Origin of the sequence: Rhizobium sp. BR 314 (assembly GCF_047445805.1) — a bacterium.
Classification (GTDB): Bacteria; Pseudomonadota; Alphaproteobacteria; order Rhizobiales; family Rhizobiaceae; genus Rhizobium; species Rhizobium lusitanum_B.
Genome location: NZ_JARWLA010000006.1, coordinates 81,372 through 106,176, shown reverse-complemented (window position 1 = coordinate 106,176; position 24,805 = coordinate 81,372). Strand labels below are relative to the sequence as shown.

Sequence of the window (24,805 nt, the reverse complement as noted above, 5' to 3'; positions counted from 1 at the left end):
ATCGTAACCGGCCGCCCAGCCCCCGAGGCGGCCGATATGGCTCAATCGAGCTTGCAGGTGATCGATTCCGGAAACAGGCACTTCTCTCCCGGAGCGGTGAAGGCGACGCGCTTGATCTGCATGATCGCCGGCTCACCGCTATAGGCGAATTTTCCCATCCAGCCGCTCAGCGTATCCGTGCCCCAAAGGCTGAAGAAGATCTTCTGGGCATTGGTCGGTATCTTCGAGGGATCGGTAACTTCCTGAACGAGCTTGCCGTTCACGAAATAGCGCAGGCGATCTTTCTCCCAGACGAAGGCATAGTCATTGAAGCCCTGATCGGCACCGCCGGCGACCGGGGCCAGCTTCTCATTACCGCCCTTGGCCGAGATATATTGGTTGACCTGCACCTGGCCGGCATTTTTGCCCAGGACTTCGAAATCGATCTCGTCATGGGGTTTCTTGTCGGCAGGGCCGATATAGGTGAAGAAGGCGGAGTTCAGTCCCGAGCCGGTCGCAGTGCGATAGCGCGCCTCGTAGGTGCCGTAACCATAGCGCTTCATCGTCTGGATCTCTCCACATGCGTAATCGCGCTCACCCGTTTTCGCATGCACGAAGCCCAGTTCTAACACCCCGTCCTTGATGCTCACCTGCTTTCGCGACCAGGTGCAATTCTGATGCGCTCCGTTGTTCCAGCCATCGGAGATATACCAACGGCTAGTATCCAGGCGCTGGAAATTGTCGACGAAGGATGCGCCCGTCGATTGAGCATCCTGTGCGGACCCCAGCTGTGGCAGGACGCAGGCGCTCATGAGAGCGATGGAGACAAGGCCAAATACTCGCACGTGGCTTTTAGACGTCGTCATGGCATCACCTTTTCTCGGAACGCACACGCCGATCGTCGGCGCCGCGGTTCTGGACGGTATGGGTCGCCGCCAGCGGCCGAACTCGGCTGCCAGTCAGCAGATTGTAGAAGCTCGGCAGGGCGTTACGCGCCATGCCGTTGGTCAAGGGCAACAGCAGCAAAGCGAGAGCAGCCGCAAGAACGTAGAAAACCGGGTAGAGATCGCTGCCGCCGCGGTTCCAAAGAACCCAGAGACAGAACAGCAGCGGATAGTGGGCGCAAAAGATCCAGAAACTCAATCCGCCGGTTGCTGCCAGACCCTGCCCGACGCGGCTGCGGATCAAGAGTGCCGACAGCGCCCAGAAGCCTGGAATCCCCACAAGCACCATCAGATTGCGGCAAACCTCGAGCCATAGCGGCAAGCCCGGGCCAGCCTTATAAGCAACGGTCGCCAGAAGCGCGGCAAGCGCGAGAAACACGGGCCCGATCAAGGCGGCATAGCGATCCATGATCGTCACATCGATACGATGAAGGCTCAAATAGATACCGAAGCTGAAGCTGAACAGGATCGAATTCCGCAGAACGATACCGATGGATATCGGCCAGGCCGCAAGCAGCAGCAGAAAGCTTAGAGTCAGCAACGGCGCGCGACGGATAAGAAATGCCAGCAGAGGAGACAGCAATATGCAAACGAACAGATCTCGCAGGAAATAGAGTGGCAGATTGATCGGCGTACCATCAATCGCAAACAGAAGGGTCGTTAGTGTATGTGGGCTTGCTTCCGATAGATCCGGCAGAAACCCATCTCCAATTCCATAATACTGAAGCGTCAGTACGAATGTAAAAAAGGCGCAGTTCCACAAGAAAAACGGCAGCATCACTGTCTTCGTCTTACGACGGATCGTCTTTCCATACTCTATCGACGCCGATCCATTGCGAAACAATAGATAACCAGAAATAGCGCTCAAGCAAGGAACTCCAACTCGAAATAAACTCTCACGCAGAAACACCCTCAACCAATCGAAAAGACCATAAGCTCCATCAAATGGGCTGCTATTCGTATCGAACGGTATGTGGACAAAGACGATGCCGGAGATCAGCACGATACGCATAAGGTTTATCCGCAGAGACACGTTTGCAGTCACGTTCACGATGTCTGTCACCCCTTCTTCGGGCCGCATCCCCCTCGCAGCCGTTTCAATGAGAGCAGAGCAAAGCTCGCAGACGGTAACCTAGGGCGCTCGTTGGAAAGGAAATACGGCATCGCAGCAAAAATCAGCGCAAAGCGACGTCGCGTGATGTCTCTGAGATGGTATCCAGGCGCGCTTTAGAGGCGAAACAATCGATTTAGGATGGAAAAAACCCTTGTGGAAAAAGGTATTTAAGCAATCTTCATTATTTCAGAACTCTGCTCAGAGGGTTGTTTTCGGCGTGCAAGATTTTTTTCCGGAAGGTGAAACTTTTTTTGCGGCGCAGCAGAACACGGGAAGCAAAGCGTGACCAAAATGCGGCACCACTGCAATTCATGTGGGAAGATTGCGACGCGCTATTCTTCTCATGGATGCACATATCGACATCTTGCTGGTGCCGAAGCGTCAGCACGGCTCGTCTGAAATGAATGGCGCGCTCGCAGGAGAGCAGCGCCAATCCTTAAGACGTGATTGGCACGGAAGATCGATAAAGTTCGAGAAATCGTCATAGCCGACATTGCTACGTATCGAATGAACGCTACCTGTTGGCGTCACGGCGGCGCCCGCAAGCGGATAAACAACGACGCATTGGCGGTCGGTGAAGCCGAAGAGCCGCGGTCACGTCCGCAAGAGACGAGACCACAAGCCCCTGAATCGAAACCGTAAAGGTGGGAAATGGCGTCCATTACGATTGTTATTCCATTCTACCAGAAACAAACCGGCGTTCTGCAGCGCGCCTTGAGTTCGATTTCCCGGCAGACGTTTCAGGATTTCGATATTCTCATCGTTGACGATGAATCGCCGCTTCCGGCGGAAACCGAACTGCAATCGTTGAGCAGCAAGGAGCGAAAGCACATACGGGTGATCCGCCAGGCGAATGCCGGCCCCGGGGGCGCACGCAACACGGGCTTGAACAACGTGCCAGCCGAAAGCAGGTTCGTGGCGTTTCTCGACTCCGACGACGAATGGGCGCCGGAGCATCTGAGCAACGCCTTCGGAACGCTGACCCACTACAAGGCGGATTGCTATTGGGACTCCATCGATGGCGGGAAGGAGTTCTACTATCACTTCAGCATCGCGGAACTCGGGAAATCGACCGATACGCTGCGATTGTCGGATAAGCCGTCTGTCGTCGAAATTCCGAATATTGCCAGCGTCATGCTGCAGGACTGGAGTTTCCTGCATATGTCCTGCATGGTGATCGGGCGTCCTCTCATCGAAAAGATCCGTTTCGAGCCGACTTTGCGGCTGGCGGCAGAGGACGTGCTTTTCTTCTGCGATTGCATCCTGGCCGCCAAGCGGGTGCTGCTATGCGAGGACGCGGGCGCCCTGCGTGGGGAAGGCGTGAATATTTTTCACAGCATCGACAATGACTCGCCGCAATTCCTGCGCCAGCAGTTCAATACCTGGACGGCGCTCAACACTCTTGAGCAGAGATTTTCGCGCCGGCCACAGGATGTTGCCGCTATCCGGCTCTACAAAAATCGCGCTCGCCGCCAGGCGCTCTGGAGCCAAGCACGGCAGGTAAAACGCCGGCAAATGCCGCAGTTCGCGCTGCTGGCCAAATGGGCGCTGCGCGACCCGGCAATTTTACAGAGCGCCATGCAGCTTGCCGTGGGCAAACTCGCGCCCTAGTTTTGCACCGCAGCATAACCTGCCCATGCCGCAACGATGAGCCACGGCATGCCCGCTATCATTTGGATCAGCAAGGAGTCCTTCATGAAGCCGTTCCACTGGGAATCCACCCATGGTAATTTCGGTGACGACCTCAATCTCTGGCTTTGGGATTTTCTACTCCCCGGCCTTCGCAACACCCATGAAGATACCTTGCTGGTCGGCGTCGGCACCGTCCTCAACACGGAGATCTTGCCGGCCGAGGGTCGTAAACTGGTGATCGGCAGCGGTTTCGGCTATGGCTCGCTTCCCGACATCGGCGACCGGTCGCAATGGGATGTCCGCTGTGTACGCGGTCCGCTGACAGCGCAAAAGGCCGGCCTACCCACAGAAATGGGTATTGTTGACCCAGCCGTGCTTGTAACAGAGATGCCGGAGTTCCAGAACCTGTCGAAAACAGGAAAACGCACCTTCATACCGCATTGGGAATCGGCCGCCGCCGGTCTTTGGCCCGAAATCTGCAAGACTGTGGGACTTTCCTATCTCGACCCTCGCGGCGAAGCGAAAGCGGTTATCCGCGAGCTTGCAACATCGGAGCTTGTCGTCGCGGAATCGATGCATGGCGCAATCCTCGCTGATGCGTTCCGCGTGCCGTGGATTGCGGTTAGTTCGTCGCGCTCGATCAATAGCTTCAAGTGGAACGATTGGGCACGCTCGCTCGGCGTGACCTACGCGCCGAAACACATCCCAGTCTCGACCCGCGCCGAAGCAATCGCCAAGGGCGCCAAGTTCTGGGGCGTCGGTTTCGAACGCAACAAGCAGGCGGCAGCGGAGCTGGAAAAGCAGCGACAGGGGGAAACGGTTCTGCTCGCCGATCCCGAACAGACGCCTCTGCGGTCGATGGCCAAGCAGGCGCTTGCCATGCCTTCTACGCTTGCTCTGTGGCAAGCCAGCAAAGCAAAGCCGCAACTGAGCAAAGACGGAGCATTGGCCGCATGCAAGGAACGCCTGATGGAGGTGATCGCGGGCGTGCGCCGCGACTACCTCTAATTTCCTGCAGGAATTATTCCGGAGCGGCCTGCAAAAGATAGCGCAGGCCGTTCGCCCCCGAATGCGCAATCGGTGAGCCCCTTTTGCGGAAGCGCTCGGTTTTGTCGGCCAGGATTCCGCTGGCTATGGCGGAAACGGCAAAGGGATGGGCAAGCGCATAGCCGGCCGCGGCAACGAAGCCCGACTGAGATTTAATATCCAGAAAATGGCGCAGTTCGTATCGATCACGGATGTGTCGCTCATGGCGGCGGATCGCGGCGGCATCGCCGTGTGAGAGCCCTCCCTTTGCAAGGATCGATCGATCCGCTTCGTAGAGCCGTCTTAGATCTTCCGTTCTGTGCCGGCCGCTCAGCGAGTCGCCGCGGACCACCGCGCCATAGCCACAGCTATGGATGATCTTATAGCGGGCCGACTTGGCGAGTGCACGGACATAGAGATCATAATCTTCTCCCAGGCGCAGCGCTTCATTGTATCGCAGCCCATGTTCGTTCAAGAAGGAACGGCGCATGAGCGGCTTCAGAAAGCCGATCTCCCCGCGACGGACACCGCGCTTGGAGATGTTGCCCTCGACGAAGCCGACAAGATCGAGAAACCGGGGCCTAGCGTCGAAATGGTCGAGCCTGTTGTGAGCCTCAGGCACGGTATCGGCACTAACGAAGGCAATGTTGTCGGCGACAAAATCCCAATTATCATCCGCGAGAAGCGATCTGAAGCGACCGGGGAAGAAGAAATCGTCGGCGTCGAGAATACCAATCAACGGAGCGGTGGATATTTCGATCGCATGGTTGCGCGCAGCCGCGGGGCCGCGATTTCTCTCGAATGTCTGGACATTTAGCCTGCCGCTACCGTCATCTGCCTGGGCCGCGACGGCTGCAGTGCCGTCTGTCGAACCGTCGTCTATTACGACAACTTCGGCAACCTCCGGCTCCCGAAGGGCCGAGGCGACGGCAAGGCCGATGGTGTCGCCGGCATTCTTTGCCGCAATGATTACGCAGACACTTTTCTCTGCACTATCGGTCACGTCAGCCTCCAATGGTTCTGCGGGAGACTTAGTACGTGGCATTGATCCGACAACCTGTCGGTCTGCAAAAGATATGATGGAATACGGTGTTACGGGTTGAACGGTTCGGAACGATTGAGATTGGATGCCGGTATGCCAGTGACTTTCGCGTCTTCGCCAACGGGCGCGGACGCCTTGTCTTCGCTCAACGATGCATCCCGCGCCTTGCGCTCTTTCCAGACAAGGTAGAGCACGCCAATGAAGTAGCCAACCTGTAGGAGCACGGCGCAAATGGCCGTTTCGATCAAGGTCGTTGCGAGAGAGTTCGTTAGAAAGTAGGTCGCGATGGCAAATACGGCCAACGTGCCAAGCATGCTTATGAAGACGCGCGGCGCATACATAATGTTACCTCGCCCGCCCGGCTATTGGAAAAAAAGCAATCAAGGTCTTTCCTCCCCTATCAGACCTACAGGTCAAATATATTTTATGATTCATTGAGATTCAACCAAGTCCCGATGATCCGTTACGAATTGGCACGATCCTAGCGCTGCCCTCGTTAAAACTACGCATCGATAATAATTACAATTGAATTTGTTCGTTTTCCCGCACGCATTCATAGGGTGCACTGCTGCAACTACACAATTCCATGGATACATATCGAGCTATGTGACGGCGCAATTTTCGTCGCTATTCAATCAACTTTTATTACAAAGTGCGACTATCGGGATCTCCAGTATGTGCGTCGCAATATCTTGCTGCAACGCAATATATCCAAATAGCGGATCAAGTTCGCACACGCAAAATCCCAGAGGATGACAAGGCTAGATAAGCCGTGGGTAATGAATAGCTTGCCCTTGGATACCTACAAGATCCTCGAACGGCATCATTAGCAATGCGATTGAGCTATCGACCTTGTCTCTATACGCAGCCTGGCACAGTACAGCACATATATAGAGAATTCCTGATTTAAACCGGCGCACCAACGATGCGGTATCAATATACCATCATTCCATATCGCTACAAAAGTTAGGATCAAAAAGTCAAAATCGCCGCCTACACTCCCGCCATCGTAGCCCTAGTTACGCGTCCGAGAATTTCCGACCAATTCGCCAACATGAATGGAGTTTTCTCTATGAAGTCTGCGACGAGATCGGCCACATCGGCTTTTTTCAGCGCCGCGGAAAGTGATGTCTTTCCGCCCACTGGTGGAGTACTAAAGCGCGTTTTCGACGTCTCTGCCGCAATGATTGCCCTGGTTTTCATCAGCCCCATCTTCTTGATGCTGATGATACTGGTGAAGTTTTCCGATCGGGGGCCGGCCTTCTATGGCCATCGCCGCATCGGCCATAACGGCAAGAGCTTCCGTTGCCTGAAGTTCCGGACAATGGTCGTCAATGGCGACAAGGTCCTTCAGGCTCACCTGCACGCCAATCCCAAGGCAATGGAGGAATGGCGTGCCACGCGCAAGCTGCAGAACGACCCGCGAGTGACCCTCGTCGGCGCCGTGCTGCGCAAACTCAGCCTCGACGAGCTGCCGCAGTTGATCAACATCATCCGCGGCGAGATGAGTATTGTCGGTCCACGCCCCGTCGTGGAAGATGAGCTTGAGCTCTACGAGACCGCGGCGATCTATTATCTGCAGTCCCGCCCGGGCCTGACCGGTCTTTGGCAGGTCAGCGGCCGCAATGACGTTTCTTATGAAAGCCGCGTTGCCTTCGATACGCACTACGTCAAGAACTGGTCGCTCAGCAGCGACATGATGATCATCGCCAAAACAATCCCGGCCGTCTGCCTGTCTCGCGGCAGCTATTGATGACGACCAGCAGTGGCCGCAGGGCGCTTCCTGCGGTTTCCCACATCCGTGGGACTGCGATCCAATAACAGGGAAGATCCTGCATGATTGAATTTCAGCCTTCCAAGAGGCTTGCTCGCGCATTTACCTCGGTCCGATATACGGCCCTCCTTGTCTTCGGCGTCTGCGCAATAACGGGCGCAGCCCATGCCGATAATCTTCCCGGATATCATCTGGGCGTCATGGACAAGCTGCATGTGCGCGTCGCTGAATGGCAGACTGCCGAGGGCACCATCCGCGACTGGTCGGTGGTTTCGGGTGATTATACGGTTGGCCCTTCCGGCTCGATTTCGATCCCCTTCATCGGCGACATGCCCGCCATGGGCAAAACGACGGACGAAATCGCCACGGCCATCGGCCTGGGCTTACAGAAGCAGTTTGGCCTGCGCGACAGGCCCTCGGCCTCCGTCGAGATGTCGCAGTTCCGCCCGATCTATCTTTCCGGTGAGATCCAGAACCCGGGAGAGTTTCCCTTTGTCCCGAACCTGACTGTGCTCAAGGCGGTAAGCCTCGGCGGCGGCATGCGCCGCGCCGATGCCGGCCAGCGCTTCGCACGTGACTTCATCAATGCCAAGGGCGACGCGGTCGTCTACATGGCGGAACGCGGGCGCCTGCTCATGCGCAAGGCGCGCCTGCTGGCCGAAGTGACCGGCAAGGATGACATCGAGACCCCAGCGGAACTCAAGCAGTTGCCGCAGGCAGCAAATCTCCTCGCAAGCGAGAAGGCATTGATGCAAACGCGCAGCCAGCGGATGAAGACGCAGCTGCAATCGCTGGAGGATCTGAAAACACTCCTGCAGAATGAAGTCGAGGCGCTGAGCAAGAAGAACGAGACGCAGAGCCGCCAGCTCGATCTTGCCAAGGCCGACCGCGACAAGGTCGAAAGCCTTGCCGAACGCGGGCTGGAGCTCGCCTCCCGCCGTATTTCCGCCGAACAGCGCGCATCCGACCTAGAAGCCACTCTTCTCGACACCGAAACGGCATCGCTGAAAGCCCAGCAGGATATCAACAAGGCCAACCAGGACGAAATTACATTGCGCAATGACTGGCAGGGCTCGTTGGCGCAGGATATGCAGGATACCGACAAGCAGCTGGAAACATTGCAGCTGAAGCTCTCCACCAGCCAGTCCCTCATGCAGGAAGCGGTCGCTCAATCCGCTGACGCAAGCAATCTGGATCCCAGCGGGCAGAACGTGAATGTCGTCTACACGATCATTCGCGATGACAACGGTCAGACGAAAGAGTTTCAGGCCCAGGAAAATACGCAGGTTCTGCCCGGCGACCTTATCAAGGTCAGCACCGGCCTTGCCATGCGATAAGGAAAATCGATGCGGATTGCCAAATCGGTCTTCGTACGTCCGGGCAGCAACGCCACCTATGGCATGGTGGCTGTTGCGCTGTCCTTTTTCGTCTTCGCCTATTCGTCCCGCTTCGGCCAGCCGTCCATTCTGCTTTACTACGCTCTATGGTTCCCGTTGGTCCTGATCGATTATCGCAGCGCACTCGGCAGCTATCGGAAGCAGCTCTGGCTCTATGCCTTCGGCGTTTTGACGTGTCTGTCGATCTTCTGGTCGGCAGTGCCCGCGGTCACTGCACGTGCATCGATCCAGTATATGACCCATATCTTCTGCGCCCTGGTCGCCGTGCGTACTCTCGATATCCGCACGCTGGCGCGCGGCGCGATCGCCGGGACGGCGATCGTGCTCCTGTATTCAATCCTGTTCGGATATTACGCCTACGATCCCATTGATGGCACCTACAGCTTTGTCGGCGCTTTCGACTCCAAGAACCAGCTCGGCTTCTACGCCTCCCTCGGTATCTACTTCGCCTTTGCCGCCGTTTTCGTCCTGGGCGAACGGCGGATCTGGCTGATTGGCGGCGGTGTTGCCGGATTATTGTCGGCCTACTGCCTGCTCGCCTCGCAATCGGCGACATCGGTCCTGACAACCGCCTTGATCGTCGTGCTTTGCATCAGCCTGCGCGTTATTCTTTTTCTATCGCCGAAGCAGCGTAAGAGACTGTTTGCCGCAGTTGCGATCTCCGGCGTCATCCTTGTCGTCGCCGGCGCCTACCTAGGGGCAGCCGATGTCATTCTTGGCCTTTTCGGTAAGGATTCGACCCTCACGGGCCGCACCTATCTCTGGCAACAGGGCATTGCTACCGCGCAGCTCAATCCCTTCTTCGGCGTTGGATACCAGGCCTATTGGGTTCAGGGCTTTTCCGAGCCGGAGCGGCTGTGGGAAGAATTCTATATCGGCTCTCGAGCAGGCTTCCACTTTCACAATACCTATATCGAAACGGCGGTTGAAACCGGGCTGGTCGGAGTACTTCTGCTTGCATCGATCCTCGTGACTGCTGTCAGCGGTCACATTGGGCGCTTCCTTGGCGACAACAGAAATGACGAATCCTACGTCCTCCTTGGGGTCGCAGCGCTGCTTCTTATCCGCTCCTTTGTCGAGATCGATATTCTGAACCCCTATCACGTCGGCTCCTTCCTGTTCTATTTCACGGCAGGAAAGCTATCGATGCGGGCGCATGCGCCAAGGGCCGATCCTCGTATTGCCTACGACCGGATGGAATTCGCACCGGCAGCAAACTGGAAGCCGGAGGCCGGTCGATGAAGACACTCTACGGCATACAATATCTCCGTGCCGTTGCTGCGCTGGCGGTCGTGCTGTTTCACGCAGCCGAGCGCAGCGGCGGGCATTTTCGCATCGGAGCGGCCGGCGTCGACGTCTTCTTCGTGATCAGCGGCTTCATTATGTGGACCATGAGCGTGCGTCGACCAGTGACGCCGGTACGCTTTCTGGTCGATCGTCTGCAACGCATCGCACCATCCTACTGGATCGTTACGGCAATCATGATCGCGGGTGCAGTCATCGGGCTGTTTCCGAGCATGAAATTGACGGCCAGCCATATTTTCGGATCGTTGCTGTTCATTCCTGTCCGCTCGCCCAGCAACGGCGAGATCTGGCCGGTGCTGGTACAGGGATGGACTCTGAATTTCGAGATGTTCTTCTACGTCCTCTTTGCAGCAAGCATGCTTCTGCCACATCGCGCGCGGCTGGTTGGCATGATCGCCGTCTTTGCCGCCTTCGTCGCGGCCGGCGCCATACTCCATCCGCAATCGCCGCTGCTTGCTACCTATACGAGGCCAATCATCCTCGAATTTGTGGCTGGCGCCATTCTTGGTCAGCTATGGCTGAAGGGAAACTTCGCCGGCGCGGGCCTCGGCCTTGCCCTCGTCATTGCGTCGGTCTGCGGCTTTGCGGCAATCGAAATTCTCGGGCTGGAATTCGACGAGACGACCTGTGGTCCGCTCGCTGTAGCGCTGGTGCTGGGAATGGTTTCCGTTGAGCGCAGCGGACGCCTGCCACAGATTGCGCCGCTTATCTACCTCGGCAACGCCTCCTATTCGATCTATCTCTGGCATACGCTGGCAATTTCCGTCGTTGTGAAGGTGGTTGCTTCCACGCCAATTCCATCAGATGCCGTCGCCTTCGTCGCTGCGATATCGGGGACGCTACTCGGCGTTTGCGCCTATGAACTGGTGGAGAAACCTCTGCGCAATCGATTGCGGAATTTCAGCTGGCGAAGGACACGTCCCTCGCCAGCATGATCGAATGAATTGCCTTACAGTCGTCGGCGACGCAGCTGGTCGAAATAGACGATCACGATGATCAGCACGCCGGTGATGATGCGCTGCCAGAAGGAATTCAGGTTCAGCAGATTAGCGCCATTGTTGATGGTGGCCAGGATGAAGGCGCCGATCAGCGGGCCATAAACGGAGCCGACTGCGCCGAACAGGCTGGTGCCGCCAATGACGGACGAAGCAATTGCCTGCAGCTCCCAGCCGTCAGCCTGAGTGGCATTGCCGATCGCGATACGCGAGGCAAGCAGAACACCGACGAAAGCAGCGCATGTCCCCGACAGGATATAGGCAAGGTAGATCATACCGTTGACGTTGACACCGGAAAGGCGTGCCGCCTCGCGATTGGAGCCGACGGCGAAAAGATAGCGACCCCATCGGCTAAGATGCAGGAAGATGACGGCCGGGATTGCCACCAAGATCACCATCCAGAACAGGCTCGGAATGCCAAGAAATTCGGCGACCGCGAAGTTGGTGAAATCGTCATTGACGATGTTGATCGTGGAGCCGTTGGTAATGAGCAGGCCGATGCCGCGGAGCGAAGTTAGCGTCGCCAGCGTGATGATGAACGGCGGCAAGCCCATCCGCACGATACCGAAACCGTGAAACGCACCAATCAGCACGCCGAATAGCAGCGTGATGAGGATGGCCGCCCAGACTGGAAACCCGGCCTGAAGAAGCCACGCGATGATGACGGTGCAGAAGCCCACGATCGCCCCGACAGACAGATCAATGCCCGCCGTGATGATGACAAAGGTCTGACCTAACGCAAGAATGGCCGTCATCGACCCCTGGCGCATCAGGTTGGTGATGTTGAGCGGCGTCCAGAACTTGTCGGTCCAGAATCCAAGTAGGACCCACAGCGCCAGCAGGAGCAGGATCAACGTTAGACTGAAGAGGATATTCATCTTGCGCCGCGGCGCAACGGTGGGGCCATCTGTCGTATTCGCGGCCATTCTCGTTCTCCCTCTTTAGACTTTTTATCGTTCAGACACCGATCGCCTCGCCGAGGACTTCCTCGTGCGTGGCGGCGTGAAAATCATGGCTGGCGACCAATTGGCCGCGACGGAAGACATGGAGCCGGTCGGCAAGTTCGTAAACCTCAGGTAAATATGAGGATATGACGATGATACCGGCACCCTCGCGAAGCAGTTTGGCGAATAGACGATAGATCTCCGCCTTGGTTCCCACATCGACGCCGACAGTCGGCTCATCGAAGATGAACAGCTTGGCGCCATGGCTCAGCCATTTGCCAATGACCACCTTCTGCTGGTTGCCGCCGGACATGGCAGAGACCAGTACCCGCCGGCTCGGCGTCTTGATGCTGAGATCGCGGATCTGCTTGTCGGCGTTGACGGCCTCGCTCTTGTTGTTGATGATAGGACCGTGGCTCAGCCGCCTGAAAACCGGCAGGTTGATGTTGAGACCTATCGGCAGATTGAGGCAGAGTCCCTGGTCACGGCGACTTTCAGGCGCAAGAGCGATGCCGAGCTCCATCGCGTCTCGTTCGCTGCGAATGTCGACCTTGCGTCCCTGCCAATGGATCTCCCCGGCAGAAATTGGCTGGCGACCATAGAGGCCCAGCGCAAATTCGCTGCGGCCGGCACCGATCAAGCCGTAAAGCCCAACGATTTCGCCAGCGCGGACGCTGAGCGAGACATTCTCGAAACCCGGGCCGGAAAGTCCGCGCGTTTCGAGAATGGTTTCGCCGATAGGGATATCCTCTTTGTGGTAGATCTGCTCGATCGAGCGGTTGATCATCAGCTTGATCAGCTCGTCCTCGTTGGTCTCCGCGATTGTGCGCGTGCCGACATGCGTTCCATCGCGCAGCACGGAAACGCGATCCGCCAGCTCGAAGACTTCTTCCATGCGATGGCTGATATAGACGATCGTCACGCCTTCGCTCTGCAGGCGGCGGATCAGCTTAAAGAGCTGCGCCGATTCCTTACGCGTGAGATAGGCCGTCGGCTCGTCGAAGATCAGAAACTGCGTGCCGCGCATCGCCGCTCTTGCCGTTGCGACCAGTTGCTGCTGGCCGATCGTTAACGAGCTTAGAAGGTCGGCCGCCGGCAAGCCGAAGCCGAGATCGTCGAGCACCGCCTGCGCCAAGGCGATCATCTGCTTTTTGCGCATGAGCCCAAAGCGATTGACTTCGTCGCCGAGGAAGAGATTGGCCGCGACGGTTAGATGCGGACATAGGACGACTTCCTGGTGCACGGCATTGATGCCGCGGGCAATCGCCTCATTGGGCGTCGCAAGTGCCACGGGGTGGCCACACCAGAAAATTTCACCCCCCGTCCGCGTAATGACGCCGGTCAAAAGCTTGATGAGGGTCGATTTGCCGGCGCCGTTTTCGCCGACGATGGCATGGATTTCTCCCGCCAGAAACGTGACGGTCGCGGGTTTCAGCGCCTCGACATAGCCATAGCGCTTCTGCAGACCTTTAAGCTCCAGAATCGGCGATCCAGCCGGAATGCGGTTCGCTTCCGTCTTGACGGTATCGTCGTGCCGATGGCTGATTTCTTCAAGGCTCGTCATGAGGTCTCCTCCCTCTCGCATCACCACGCGGCCGCCCAGGAGGCGGACAGAGCATGAGGCCGAAAAATGTAAGCGGATTTCGGCATCACGCTCCACCTTCTTGATGCTAGAGCGCAATCAGATCTTACGTCGAATAGACCTAAAATCATCCGGCTCTAGACGAAAAGGCTGCACCCGACGGATCGGGTGCAGCCTCGGAGCCTTACTTGACCTTCGGGTTCAACAGGGCGTCGATCTTCGGGTCGCTCATATTCGCCTTGGTCACCAGGTTGGCGCCGGTGTCGACGTTGGCTTCGACCTTCTCTTTCTTGGAGGCAGCGAGCGCCGTCTTGATACCGTCATAACCCATGCGATACGGATCCTGGACCACGAGGCCGGCAAGAACGCCCGACTTCAGGAAGCCCACGGTCTTGTCGTCATTATCGAAGCCGATGACTTTGATTTTGTCGCCGAGCTTGTTTTCGGCAATCGCCTGGCCCACGCCCTGCGCCATGATCAGGTTGGAGGCGAAGACGCCGACAAGCTTCGGATTAGCCGTGATCAGGTCGGTCATGATGTTGAGGCCGGTGGTTGCCTGACCGTCCGCATATTTATCCGCGACAACCTTCAGGCCCGGATACTTGCTCTTGACCTCTTCCAGGAAGCCCTGGCGGCGCTGGTCGAGAGAGCCGACGCCCGGCAGGCTGGTGATGATGGCGATATCACCCTCTTCCTTGCCGGTCATGCCCTTGATCGCCGCGGCAAGACCGTCAGCGGCGATACGGCCGCCCTGGACGTTGTCGGTCGTCAGGAACGAGACGAAGGATTTGGAATCGGCGGCAGAGTCGATACCGACGATCGGTACCGATTTGGCGGCTTCATCCACGGGCTTACCGAGCGCCTTGAACTCGGTCGGCGAAATGACCACCGCCGCCGGCTTGCCGGCAACGGCGTTTTCGAGAATGCTGATCTGGCCGTTGATATCGGATTCCGACTGCGCACCAAGCTCCGGCACCTTGACGCCGAGATCCTTACCCGCCTGGCGAGCGCCGGCGAGAACGATCTGCCAGTAGAAGGATGTCGTATCCTTGACGATGATCGGAATGGTCACGTCAGCCGCGAAGGACTGCACCGGCATCGCCATCGCGATGATGGCAGCGCCGGCAAGACCGGCAAAGCTGCGGCGGGACAGAAGTGACTTGGCAATTTTCATCTGCTTCTCCTCTCAACGCGCTCTGCTCTCCTGCACACCGGCCGCTGAACGCTTACGGCTCGGTATCGCGACGCCTTGCGGCGTCACGCATCGCGCGGCGGAAAGGCCACCGACGCCAAAACAGGCTTTCCTCCTCGTCGAAGCCGCCTCTCCCGACGGCTCGATAGCTCCCAATCTGTTGGAGCGGTTTAGGAATGCAAAACCGCTCCCTCTGCTGTCTCACGCAATTCCGGACGAAAAACCGCTGCGGACTTTTCCTTGAATCGCTCTAGACGCGGACCGCCTCGTCTCCCAACGGAGGCGCGACCACAGTCAATCCCTCGAATTCCGCATAGAGGTCGTCCGGGATCCTTGGCTCCACGAGCTGCATATTGCGGACAAGACTTTCTGGCTTCGCCGTACCGATCAGCACCGAAGCCACACTTTGATTGCGCAGCGGGAACTGAATTGCCGGTTGAGCGAGCGGTACGCCATGCTTGCGGGCGATCTCCTCCATCGCCCCAACCTTAGCCAAAATTTCCGGCGTTGCCGGCAAATAGTCGAAATGCGCACCAGGTACCGGACCCGTCGCCAGAATGCCGGAGTTGAAAACGCCGCCCACGACCAGCGACGTTCCCTTCTTCTCACAAAACGGCAACAGCTCGGCAACGGCGGAACGATCCAGCAGAGTATAGCGCCCCGCCATGAGAATGCAGTCGATATCAGCGGCGTGCATGACATCGAGACAAACGGGCACTTCATTGACGCCAAGGCCATAGGCCTTGATCGCACCCGACGACTTCAGCTCCTCCAATGCTTTCAGACCGGAGCCCAGAAGCTGCCCGAGATAATGCTCGTTCAGCGCCTTGCCGTGAGTATAACTGCCGATATCGTGCACGTAGAGAATATCGATGCGATTGAGGCCTAGGCGGGCATAGCTGAACTCGACCGAACGCATGATGCCATCATAGGAATAGTCATAGGTCGCATCGAATGGCAGCGGATCGATATAACCGTAGTTCGGCACCTTGTCTGTCGGCACCGGATGCATCAGGCGTCCGACCTTGGTCGACAGAACATAGCTGTCATCCGGCTGCTCACGCAGAAAATCGCCGACGCGGCGCTCGCCGAGGCCGAAGCCATACCAGGGTGCAACATCGAAGTAGCGAATGCCGCTATCCCAGGCGGCCTGCAGGGTCTCCATTGCCTGATCGCGAGGGCAAGCACGATACAGTCCCCCCAGCGCCGCAGCACCGAAGCTGATCTCCGTAACCTTAAGATCGGTCCTGCCTATTGTCCTAGTCTGCATCACCCTTCCTTCACGATGAGCGGTATCTCAATTCTCGTCGCGAACGACTCAACGGAACCGCTATCGTCATTTCAAACAACGTCCATCGGTAGTGCTATACGACAACAAGCGGCCCTGGATTGCAACGGCACCCCATCTCCCCCCTATTCATCGGCCTTATCGAACAACCCTCAACAGTCGTCACCAATTGATTTTGTTTTTTATCTACAATAAACAATTTGGAGTCAACGAGGAAATCACCGCCCGCCGGGGTGGAAGGCGGCAAAGAAGGCCCGGACAAGACTCCTGCAATTGACTGCCATTCGAACATGGTTCAGACAGCGCCGCCAGGAAAGCGCGGCGATGCTACGCGAGGGGGGAAATGGCTAGACAAAACACGCTCTTCAAGGAGGCCTACAACCGCTATGCGGCCCGCCTGAAGGCCGATACGGAGCTGCCGAGCGAGCCCGAGATTGCAGCCGAACTCGGCGTCAGCCGCAGCACGGCGCGCGCAATCCTGATGCGCCTCAGCGACGCCGGGATCATTCTCTGGAACAAGCGGCAGAAGACCGTACTGCGCCTGCCAAACGAGGCTGATTTCTTTCCGAAGGAAGAGACCGATTCCCTGCACGACATTATCGAGCGCAGCTTCATGATGCGGATCATGTCTGATGAAGCCCAGCCCGGCATGCAGATCAACGAATTGGAACTGGCGCGTGAGATCGGCACCGGCACATCCGTCGTGCGCGAATTCCTCATCCGCTTCAGCCGCTTCGGCCTGATCGAGAAACGACCGAACAGCCATTGGATCCTCAAGGGCTTCACCAGCGAATTCGCACTTGAGCTTGCTGATGTGCGCGAGATGTTCGAGCTGCATTCTGCCGCAGAATTCGGCCGCCTGCCTCCAAGCCACCGCGCTTGGGAGGATTTGAAGGCGATCGAGCGCGAACATTACGCGCTGTTGAAGGATTTCGATGCGCATTACCGCGACTTCTCACGCCTCGACGAGAAGTTCCACCTGCTCATCCATCGCGCCTCAAGCAATCGCTTCATTGCCGATTTCTACGATGTCATTGCCATCGTGTTCCACTATCACTTCCAGTGGAGCAAGGCCTTCGCTCGCGAGCGCAATGCCCGCGCTGTCGCCGAGCATCTCGATTATATCGCGGCGCTGCAATCGCGCGACCCACAACGGATCGACGCCGCCTGCCGCACGCATCTCGCCTCGGCAAGGCAAACGCTGCTGCAATCCATTCCGCAAAGCACGGGGGATAGTACTACCGGCTCAGCCGCTTGACGGGCCGAGCCGGCTGACGGTTCACTTAGCGATCAGATGCACCCGTTGGCTGGCAAAGCGCGGGGATGAGACTTCGAGCTCGACGGCGCCGACCTCGCCCGTTGCCTGTAGCCAGAAACCTGTGGTTCCTCCTTGGAACGCCGCGGTTGCCGGTCCGATGACTTTCGCCGGACCATTCACCTTGATGGTGATGGCTTCATTGATAAAAGCCAGGCGCGAGCCGGCCTGATCGAGCGCGCGCACGATGATGCGCACCGTATCGCGTTCGCCTGCGCTCAAGGTATCAGCATCGGCGTCGACTTGAAGCGAGGTCGGCAGCGGATTGGCGACCATATGCTGCTCGACCACTGGCCTGCCGCCGATATAGCCGGTGAAATGCACATCCTCCCACTCCATTCCCCAAACGCCAAGCTCGTCTGGCGTGAAGGACCGGTGATCGAAGACAACGGGCGCATGCGGCAAGTGCGGGAACGTTTCCCGGTCTGGCGTCAGCCGCTTGGTAAGCGAACCATAACGCAGCTCGATCTCTTCGCAATTCGTCAGAACGATCAGCGGCAGAGCGCCGCCGATGTTGCGCTCGCCCCGCGCCCAGATCGTCACGGGCTTCATGACCACCTCTTCGGATGGCCCACACTGGCTGGCATAGACATAGGCAGCGAACTTCGGTTCGCGGAACATGTCCATCACGCCGTGGTAGCAGATGCGGTCGCCCGAGCCGAAATCGCTGTGGGTATTATAGTCGAACATGCACCAGCCGATGGCACCCGAAATCGACGGGTCGCCATAGGCGGCATTCAGGACCTCCAGATGCCGGCGCACATGCTCGGTCTGGCGCTGCTCCTGATCGTAGATCTTCGTCGGATACATGTGCCCGCCGAATTCGGTGATCAGATAGGGCACATCCTTGGCAAGACCGGTATTTTCCTGCTGCGGCCTCAGCGGCGTGCGCGGTCGGTTGGCGCCGGGCAGTTCCTCATTGCCGAGGATAAAATCATTCATCGTGTAGACGTCTTCGAGCAGCTCGCTCTCGGTAATGTAACGCACGCCGCCGGTCTGGCGCGTCGGATCGAGCTCCCGCGCTAACCGGTTCGTTTCGGCATAAAATTCATGAGAATCCTGGGACTCGTTGATGCGCACGCCCCAGATGACGATCGAGGGATGGTTCCAGTCGCGTTCGATCATGCGACGCACATTGCGGATAGATTCCTGCTGCCACTCCTCATCGCCGATATGCTGCCAGCCGGGAATTTCCTCAAAGACGAGCAGGCCGATACGGTCGCAATGGTCGAGGAACCATTTTGACTGAGGATAATGCGAGGTGCGCACGATGTTGCATTTAAGCGTATGCTTCATCAGCTCCGCATCGCGCTCCTGGGCCGAACGGCCCATCGCATAGCCGACATAGGGAAACGCCTGATGGCGGTTGAGCCCAAGCAGCTTCAGCACTTTACCGTTCAGGAGAAAACCCTCGGCGGTAAAGCTTGCCGTGCGGAAACCGAACGTCGCGGCATGACGATCCGTGCCGCGATCACTCGCAAGCTCCACCTCCGCCGAATAGAGGACGGGATTATCGAGATCCCAAAGCGATAGGCCCGAGAGACCATCGAAGCTGAGCGTTACGCTTTCGCCTGATGTGGCCGCCTCGCCCGAAGCAATCTCCTTGCCGTCGACGGACCGCAGGGTCACTTTCACATGGCCGTTGAAGGCGAGGCTTTGCGGATTGTTGATATCGCAGCGGACGGTCGCAGATTTACCGTCGGAAAGGACATCTGCGGTTTCGACCTTGATATTGTCGATAAAGACGGGATCCGTGAGCTTCAGCCACACATCGCGGTAGATCCCCGCATAGGTCAGGTAATCGATCCGGCCGCCGAAGGGCGGGATTTCAGGATTCTCGCTCCCATCGATCTTGACGGTGATGAGGTTTTCGCCCTCTCGCAGACGTCCGGTCAGGCGCGCCACGAACGGCGTGTAGCCGTCCTTGTGTGCAACGATCTCCTCGCCGTTCAGATAGACTGCGGCGTCAGCCATCGCTGCATCAAAAACCAACGATATCTCGCGACCTGTATAGGCCTCGTCCCAGACGATTGTCTTCTGGTAGGTGAAGGCACGCTGATAGGATTTCTCGTCGAAATAGTTGAAAGGCAGCTCGATGGCACTATGCGGCAACGTGACGGGTTGGCCCTCCTGCAAACGGCCTGCATTGGCCCGGGAAAACCCCTCGCGAAATGTCCAGCATTGGTTGAAGGCAACAACTGAGCGCATATTCAGTCCTATCGATTAAGCCCGTCACATCGGGGGAAGAACACATATTGCATGGAAAATCAGGTGCGAGGCGCGGCGGGCATGGTGCCGCGGGGCGATATCTATACAGGCTCGTCGCCGACACGCAATGCGACCGGTTGGCGGATTACAGCTCTTCGACTTTGAACAACGGCGACGCCGGTCGCCCCGCACCAGCCTACCGGTTGCGGCTGCCCTTTCCCTCTTCGACGGGGCTGCGCACCGCTGCATACATGCCTGTTGTGCGGAACTCCGTAGGATTGATGCCGTAGATGCGGCGAAACACCTTGGAGAAATAGTTGGCGTCATCGAAACCCGACATGATCGCGACCTCCTTGACCGGAATGAATGCGGCCTTCGTGAGCAGCTTTGCTGCGCGCTGCATCCGCTGCTGCAGCACGAATTCCGCCGGCGGCACCCCTTCGCTTTCAGCAAAGACGCGGGAGAAATGCGCGCGGCTGAGGCCACTTACCCTGGCAAGCTCGTCGACAGGAAGCGGCTTGTCGAGATTGGCCTCAATATGGTCGATGACGATCTGCATGGCTGAACGATCGGCGGCAAAGGCATGCGAGCCAAAAACGTCGTCATAGAGCGCCATGGCGGCCTCATAGGCGATGGCTGAAGCCGACGCGGGCGTGCTCGCGCCCCTGACCAGCCGCAGACTGCAATCGGCAAGATGATCGATGGTCGCTTGCTGCAGCTTCAAGACCGGACCCGCCGCAGACAAAATCAGACGATGGATGCGCAATGCCTCCTCGCCATTCATCGATATCCAGAAATATTCCCAGCGCCGGCCTTTCTCGAGCCAGTAGCGATGATTGTGCGGTACGAGCACAAGTAGCGTATCGCCGGCATTCACACGATGATTGCGACTTTCATAACGCAGTCGCCCGGTGCCGCTGATGGTATGCTGAAGCACGGTAAAAGGCGTCTGACCGCGGCGGCGCCCATCCCAATCATAGGGCTCGTCCTGCCGGATTTCATAGCCCGCACTGGTCGGCATGGCATGCAGCCTGTGGCGTCCGCGTGGCAGCGAAACCGTCCGCATGACCTGTCCATTATTGATCAATTCCTGCAGCACAAAATTACCCCTGAAAGCATAATAGTTCTCTGTTCCCTTCGCTGATTATAGGCATAATCCCGCCAGAAAACAGCGCATGACCGCCGAAGAGGATCGGCGTTTGGAGGAAAAACCACGATTTCGGCCCGTTTCGCAAGCGATGCGGTCATGGGGCGAAAACGCTGTTATCTTCCCTGCCGCTGCCTGTTCGACCGACTTGAAGGTGAGGATCATGAGTTTCAAAATCGCTATTATCGGCGCGGGCAGCGTCGGCTTCACGAAAAAGCTGTTCACCGATATTCTCTGCGTGCCGGAATTCCGCGACGTCGAATTTGCGCTGACTGATGTGAGCGAGCACAATCTGACGATGATCAAGGCGATCCTTGATCGGATCGTCGAGGCAAACAAGCTGCCGACACGCGTGACGGCCACGACAGATCGTCGCAAGGCGCTCACGGGCGCTCGCTACATCATCAGCTGCGTTCGCGTCGGCGGCCTGGAGGCTTATGCCGAAGATATCCGCATTCCGCTGAAATACGGCATCGACCAATGCGTCGGCGACACGATCTGCGCCGGCGGCATTCTCTATGGTCAGCGCAACATTCCGGTCATCCTCGATTTCTGCAAGGACATCCGCGAGGTCGCCGAGAGCGGTGCCAAATTCCTGAACTATGCCAACCCGATGGCGATGAACACCTGGGCGGCGATCGAATACGGCAAGGTCGACACGATCGGCCTTTGCCACGGTGTCCAACATGGTGCCGAACAGATCGCCGAGGTGCTTGGCGCCAAGGACAAGAGCGAGCTCGACTATATCTGCTCAGGCATCAACCATCAGACCTGGTTCGTCGACCTTCGCCTCAATGGCCGCAAGATCGGCAAGGACGAGCTGATCGCTGCCTTCGAAGCACATTCGGTCTTCTCGCAGCAGGAAAAGCTGCGCATCGACGTGCTGAAGCGTTTCGGCGTCTATTCGACCGAGAGCAACGGCCACCTGTCCGAGTACCTGCCCTGGTATCGCAAGCGTCCCGACGAGATCAACAAGTGGATCGACATGTCGGACTGGATCCATGGCGAGACGGGCGGCTATCTGCGTCACTCCACCGAGACGCGCAACTGGTTCGAGACGGAATTCCCGCAGATCCTCGATAGTGCCTCCCAGCCGATCGATCCGGCGCGCCGCTCGAATGAGCATGCGAGCCACATACTGGAGGCACTCGAAACCAACCGCGTCTATCGCGGCCATTTCAACGTCAAGAACAATGGCGTCATCACCAATCTGCCCGCCGATGCCGTCATCGAATCCCCCGGCTTCGTCGATCGTTTCGGCATCAACATGGTGGCCGGCATTACTCTGCCCGAGGCATGTGCCGCCACCTGCATTTCCTCAATCAATGTTCAGCGCATGTCGGTCCATGCCGCCATCAGCGGCGATATCGACCTCTTGAAGCTCGCCGTCCTGCACGACCCGCTGGTCGGCGCCGTCGCCACACCGGAGGAGGTTTGGCAGATGGTCGACGAAATGGTCGTCGCTGAGGCACGTTGGCTGCCGCAATACGCTCATGCAGTGGCGGACGCCAAGGATCGCCTGTCGCGCAGCAAGGTCAAGACGCGCGACTGGAAGGGCGCAGCGAGTCGCAATGTCCGCTCGATCGAGGAGCTGCGCGCGGAAAAGGCCGCTGTGAAGCAGGCAGGCTAGTGAACATGCAGGCCGAAAGATAAGGTATTGAGGCGGGGTCTTAAGGGGATATCCCGCCTCAACCGACCATCTTTCGTTTCAAGGGAGGAACGCGAGGCCTCGAACGGGACGCTCGCGAATTTGGGAGAGAGAACAAGATGAGACATTTTCGACCGATCGGCCTTCTCGCCGCGTTGACGATTGCCACGTCCGCAATCGCGATCACCGCTCATGCGGCCGAGCCGACAGTGCCACCCGTTCCACCGGTCTTCCCCGCAGAAGGCAAGATCAAATATGTCGAGCGCAGCTCCATCCTGGAGTTCAAGGCGCTGCCAGACTACCACGAGCCTTCCTGGGTCACAGACAAGTTCGTCAAGACCGGCAAGCTGCCGGCCGTCAAGGATCGCCTCCCGAAGGAACCGCTTGTCTTTAAGACCGGCAACATGCCCGACGGCATCGGCGTCTATGGCGACACGCTGCGCCATGTCATCGGCGGCCGTCCGGAAGGCTGGAATTACACGGGCGGTCAGAGCCAGGGCTGGGGCGGCATCGACATCGGCCTTTCCGAATGCCTGACGCGCACAGCGCCGCTTTTCCAGGTCGAGGCTAAGGATACCGAGCCGCTGCCGAACCTCGCCAAGAGCTGGGATTGGTCTGCGGACGGCCACAAGCTCACCATGCACCTGATCGAAGGCGCGAAGTGGTCCGACGGCGTGCCCTTCAATGCCGACGACCTGATGTTCTACTGGGACGACGAGGTCAACGATCACAACGTCTCACCCTTGAACGGCGCGAGCCCCGAGACGTTCGGGGCCGGCACGACGCTGAAGAAGATCGACGACTACACCGTCGAATGGACCTTCAAGGATGCGTTTCCGAGGCAGTATCTCTATGCCATGGCCTACGGCACCTTCTGCCCCGGCCCTTCACATATCCTGAAGCCGCAGCACCCGAAATATTCGAAGAACACCTATGAGCAGTTCAAGAACGCCTTCCCGCCGGAATTCATGAACATGCCTGTCATGGGCGCCTGGGTGCCGGTCGAATATCGCTCCGACGACATCATCGTCATGCGCCGCAACCCCTATTACTGGAAGGTCGATGAGAAGGGCAATCAGCTGCCTTACCTCAACGAGCTGCACTATAAGCTCTCGACCTGGGCAGACCGTGACGTGCAAGCCGTTGCCGGCTCGGGGGACTTCTCCAACCTCGAGCAGCCGGAAAACTTCGTTGCTTCGCTGAAGCGCGCCGCGCAGTCGGAAGCGCCGGCCCGTCTCGCTTTCGGCCCGCGTCTCATCGGCTATAATCTGCAGATGAATTTCTCGGCCAACGGCTGGGGCAGTCCGGATGCGCGCGGCCAGGCCGTCAGGGACCTGAATCGCAACGAGCATTTCCGCAAGGCCGTCACCATGGCGCTCGACCGCAAGGCGCTTGGCGAATCTCTGGTCAAGGGGCCGTTCACCGCGATCTATCCGGGCGGGCTGTCTTCAGGCAGCACCTTCTATGACCGCAACTCCACGGTCTACTATCCATTCGATCTTGCAGCGGCCAAAGCCGAATTGGCTAAGGCCGGCCTCAAGGACACCGATGGCGACGGCATCGTCAATTACCCGGCCAGCGTCAACGGCGGCAAGGATGTCGAGATTACCCTGCTGGTCAACAGCGGCTATACGACGGACAAGAGCCTTGCCGAGGGGGTAATCGCCCAGATGGAGAAGCTCGGGCTGCGCGTCGTCATCAACGCCCTCGACGGCAACCAGCGCGACGATGCCAACTACAGTGGCCGCTTCGACTGGATGGTGCGGCGCAACACCACGGAACTTGCTTCCGTAGTGCAGAACACCGAGCAGCTCGCTCCGGTCGGTCCGCGCACGAGCTGGAACCATCGCGCCGGTTCGGACGGCAAAGTCGATCTGATGCCATTCGAAAAGGATATGGTCGAGATCGTCAACAAGTTCACGCAGTCGCAGAAAAGCGAAGAGCGTGTGGCTCTGATGAAGCAGTTCCAGAAGGTGTCGACCGAGAACCTCTACAATATCGGCCTGACCGAATATCCGGGTGCGCTGATTATTAACAAGCGCTTCTCCAACGTTCCTCCGGGTACGCCGATCTTCCTGTTCAACTGGGCAGAGGACTCAGTCCTGCGCGAGCGTCTGTGGGTCGCGGCCGACAAGCAGGGCAAATACGAGCTCTTCGCCGACCAGCTTCCGGGTGCCCCGGGCAGCGCCGGTCCGATCAAGTAAGACCGCACGAGACCCCATGGCGGCCGGCATGATGCCGTCTGCCATGGGACCCGAGACATCCAGCGATCA

At 58.0% G+C, this 24,805-nt stretch carries 19 protein-coding genes; 9 read left to right on the top strand and 10 right to left on the bottom strand.

The window, feature by feature from the left end; translation table 11 throughout:
* Nucleotides 1-41 precede the first annotated feature (41 nt).
* Entirely contained in the window at nucleotides 42-845 is an 804-nt protein-coding gene (locus tag QD461_RS10700; RefSeq protein WP_414087741.1) for a glycoside hydrolase family 16 protein, read from the bottom strand.
* A gap of 4 nt (nucleotides 846-849) precedes the next feature.
* On the bottom strand, nucleotides 850-1,935 hold the full coding sequence (locus tag QD461_RS10695) for an acyltransferase family protein (protein ID WP_414087740.1): 1,086 nt from the start codon (nucleotides 1,933-1,935) through the stop codon (nucleotides 850-852).
* Between the two features lie 753 nt (nucleotides 1,936-2,688).
* On the opposite strand from QD461_RS10695, the gene QD461_RS10690 reads away from it, so the two are divergent.
* Both QD461_RS10690 and QD461_RS10685 read left to right on the top strand, forming a co-directional pair.
* Nucleotides 2,689-3,648, top strand: a complete 960-nt coding sequence (locus QD461_RS10690) for a glycosyltransferase family 2 protein (protein ID WP_184703336.1) — start codon at nucleotides 2,689-2,691, stop codon at nucleotides 3,646-3,648.
* A gap of 84 nt (nucleotides 3,649-3,732) precedes the next feature.
* Nucleotides 3,733-4,677 carry a polysaccharide pyruvyl transferase family protein gene (locus QD461_RS10685; protein WP_414087929.1) on the top strand — a complete coding sequence of 315 codons (945 nt, stop codon included), beginning with the start codon at nucleotides 3,733-3,735 and terminating at the stop codon, nucleotides 4,675-4,677.
* 13 nt (nucleotides 4,678-4,690) lie between these two features.
* Here the strand turns inward: QD461_RS10685 and QD461_RS10680 are convergent, their stop codons facing one another.
* Together QD461_RS10680 and QD461_RS10675 are read right to left on the bottom strand one after the other, a co-directional pair.
* Nucleotides 4,691-5,698 carry a glycosyltransferase family 2 protein gene (locus QD461_RS10680; RefSeq protein WP_414087739.1) on the bottom strand — a complete coding sequence of 336 codons (1,008 nt, stop codon included), beginning with the start codon at nucleotides 5,696-5,698 and terminating at the stop codon, nucleotides 4,691-4,693.
* A gap of 89 nt (nucleotides 5,699-5,787) precedes the next feature.
* Nucleotides 5,788-6,078, bottom strand: coding sequence for an exopolysaccharide production repressor protein (locus tag QD461_RS10675; RefSeq protein ID WP_414087738.1), 291 nt, complete (start codon nucleotides 6,076-6,078; stop codon nucleotides 5,788-5,790).
* Between the two features lie 731 nt (nucleotides 6,079-6,809).
* Here QD461_RS10675 and QD461_RS10670 point away from each other — a divergent pair.
* From QD461_RS10670 to QD461_RS10655, 4 genes are all read left to right on the top strand, one after another.
* Nucleotides 6,810-7,490, top strand: coding sequence for a sugar transferase (locus QD461_RS10670; RefSeq protein ID WP_414087737.1), 681 nt, complete (start codon nucleotides 6,810-6,812; stop codon nucleotides 7,488-7,490).
* Nucleotides 7,491-7,573: 83 nt separating this feature from the next.
* Nucleotides 7,574-8,848 carry a polysaccharide biosynthesis/export family protein gene (locus tag QD461_RS10665; protein WP_414087736.1) on the top strand — a complete coding sequence of 425 codons (1,275 nt, stop codon included), beginning with the start codon at nucleotides 7,574-7,576 and terminating at the stop codon, nucleotides 8,846-8,848.
* 9 nt (nucleotides 8,849-8,857) lie between these two features.
* A complete protein-coding gene (locus tag QD461_RS10660) occupies nucleotides 8,858-10,150 on the top strand; it encodes an O-antigen ligase family protein (RefSeq protein ID WP_414087735.1) in 1,293 nt (430 codons plus the stop codon).
* Nucleotides 10,147-11,148 (top strand): acyltransferase family protein, encoded by a 1,002-nt coding sequence (locus QD461_RS10655; protein WP_414087734.1) that lies wholly within the window; start codon nucleotides 10,147-10,149, stop codon nucleotides 11,146-11,148. The genes QD461_RS10660 and QD461_RS10655 overlap by 4 nt, the downstream gene beginning before the upstream one ends.
* Before the next feature lie 14 nt (nucleotides 11,149-11,162).
* Here QD461_RS10655 and QD461_RS10650 read toward each other — a convergent pair whose 3' ends face one another.
* The 4 genes from QD461_RS10650 to QD461_RS10635 all read right to left on the bottom strand — a co-directional run bounded on the left by QD461_RS10650 (nucleotide 11,163) and on the right by QD461_RS10635 (nucleotide 16,196).
* Nucleotides 11,163-12,134, bottom strand: coding sequence for an ABC transporter permease (locus QD461_RS10650; RefSeq protein WP_414087733.1), 972 nt, complete (start codon nucleotides 12,132-12,134; stop codon nucleotides 11,163-11,165).
* A 31-nt stretch (nucleotides 12,135-12,165) separates the two neighbouring features.
* A complete protein-coding gene (locus tag QD461_RS10645; RefSeq protein WP_414087732.1) occupies nucleotides 12,166-13,716 on the bottom strand; it encodes a sugar ABC transporter ATP-binding protein in 1,551 nt (516 codons plus the stop codon).
* Between the two features lie 202 nt (nucleotides 13,717-13,918).
* Nucleotides 13,919-14,908 carry an ABC transporter substrate-binding protein gene (locus QD461_RS10640; protein ID WP_414087731.1) on the bottom strand — a complete coding sequence of 330 codons (990 nt, stop codon included), beginning with the start codon at nucleotides 14,906-14,908 and terminating at the stop codon, nucleotides 13,919-13,921.
* 268 nt (nucleotides 14,909-15,176) lie between these two features.
* Nucleotides 15,177-16,196, bottom strand: a complete 1,020-nt coding sequence (locus QD461_RS10635) for an aldo/keto reductase (protein ID WP_414087730.1) — start codon at nucleotides 16,194-16,196, stop codon at nucleotides 15,177-15,179.
* Between the two features lie 361 nt (nucleotides 16,197-16,557).
* On the opposite strand from QD461_RS10635, the gene QD461_RS10630 reads away from it, so the two are divergent.
* Nucleotides 16,558-17,472 (top strand): GntR family transcriptional regulator, encoded by a 915-nt coding sequence (locus QD461_RS10630; protein ID WP_414087729.1) that lies wholly within the window; start codon nucleotides 16,558-16,560, stop codon nucleotides 17,470-17,472.
* 21 nt (nucleotides 17,473-17,493) lie between these two features.
* Here QD461_RS10630 and QD461_RS10625 read toward each other — a convergent pair whose 3' ends face one another.
* Nucleotides 17,494-19,737, bottom strand: coding sequence for a glycoside hydrolase family 2 protein (locus QD461_RS10625; protein ID WP_414087728.1), 2,244 nt, complete (start codon nucleotides 19,735-19,737; stop codon nucleotides 17,494-17,496).
* A gap of 196 nt (nucleotides 19,738-19,933) precedes the next feature.
* The gene (locus QD461_RS10620) at nucleotides 19,934-20,836 is read right to left on the bottom strand and encodes an AraC family ligand binding domain-containing protein (RefSeq protein WP_414087727.1); all 903 of its coding nucleotides are present in this window, start codon (nucleotides 20,834-20,836) and stop codon (nucleotides 19,934-19,936) included.
* 211 nt (nucleotides 20,837-21,047) lie between these two features.
* On the opposite strand from QD461_RS10620, the gene QD461_RS10615 reads away from it, so the two are divergent.
* Together QD461_RS10615 and QD461_RS10610 are read left to right on the top strand one after the other, a co-directional pair.
* Entirely contained in the window at nucleotides 21,048-22,514 is a 1,467-nt protein-coding gene (locus QD461_RS10615) for an alpha-glucosidase/alpha-galactosidase (RefSeq protein WP_414087726.1), read from the top strand.
* 137 nt (nucleotides 22,515-22,651) lie between these two features.
* A complete protein-coding gene (locus QD461_RS10610) occupies nucleotides 22,652-24,736 on the top strand; it encodes an ABC transporter substrate-binding protein (RefSeq protein ID WP_414087725.1) in 2,085 nt (694 codons plus the stop codon).
* Nucleotides 24,737-24,805 lie beyond the last annotated feature (69 nt).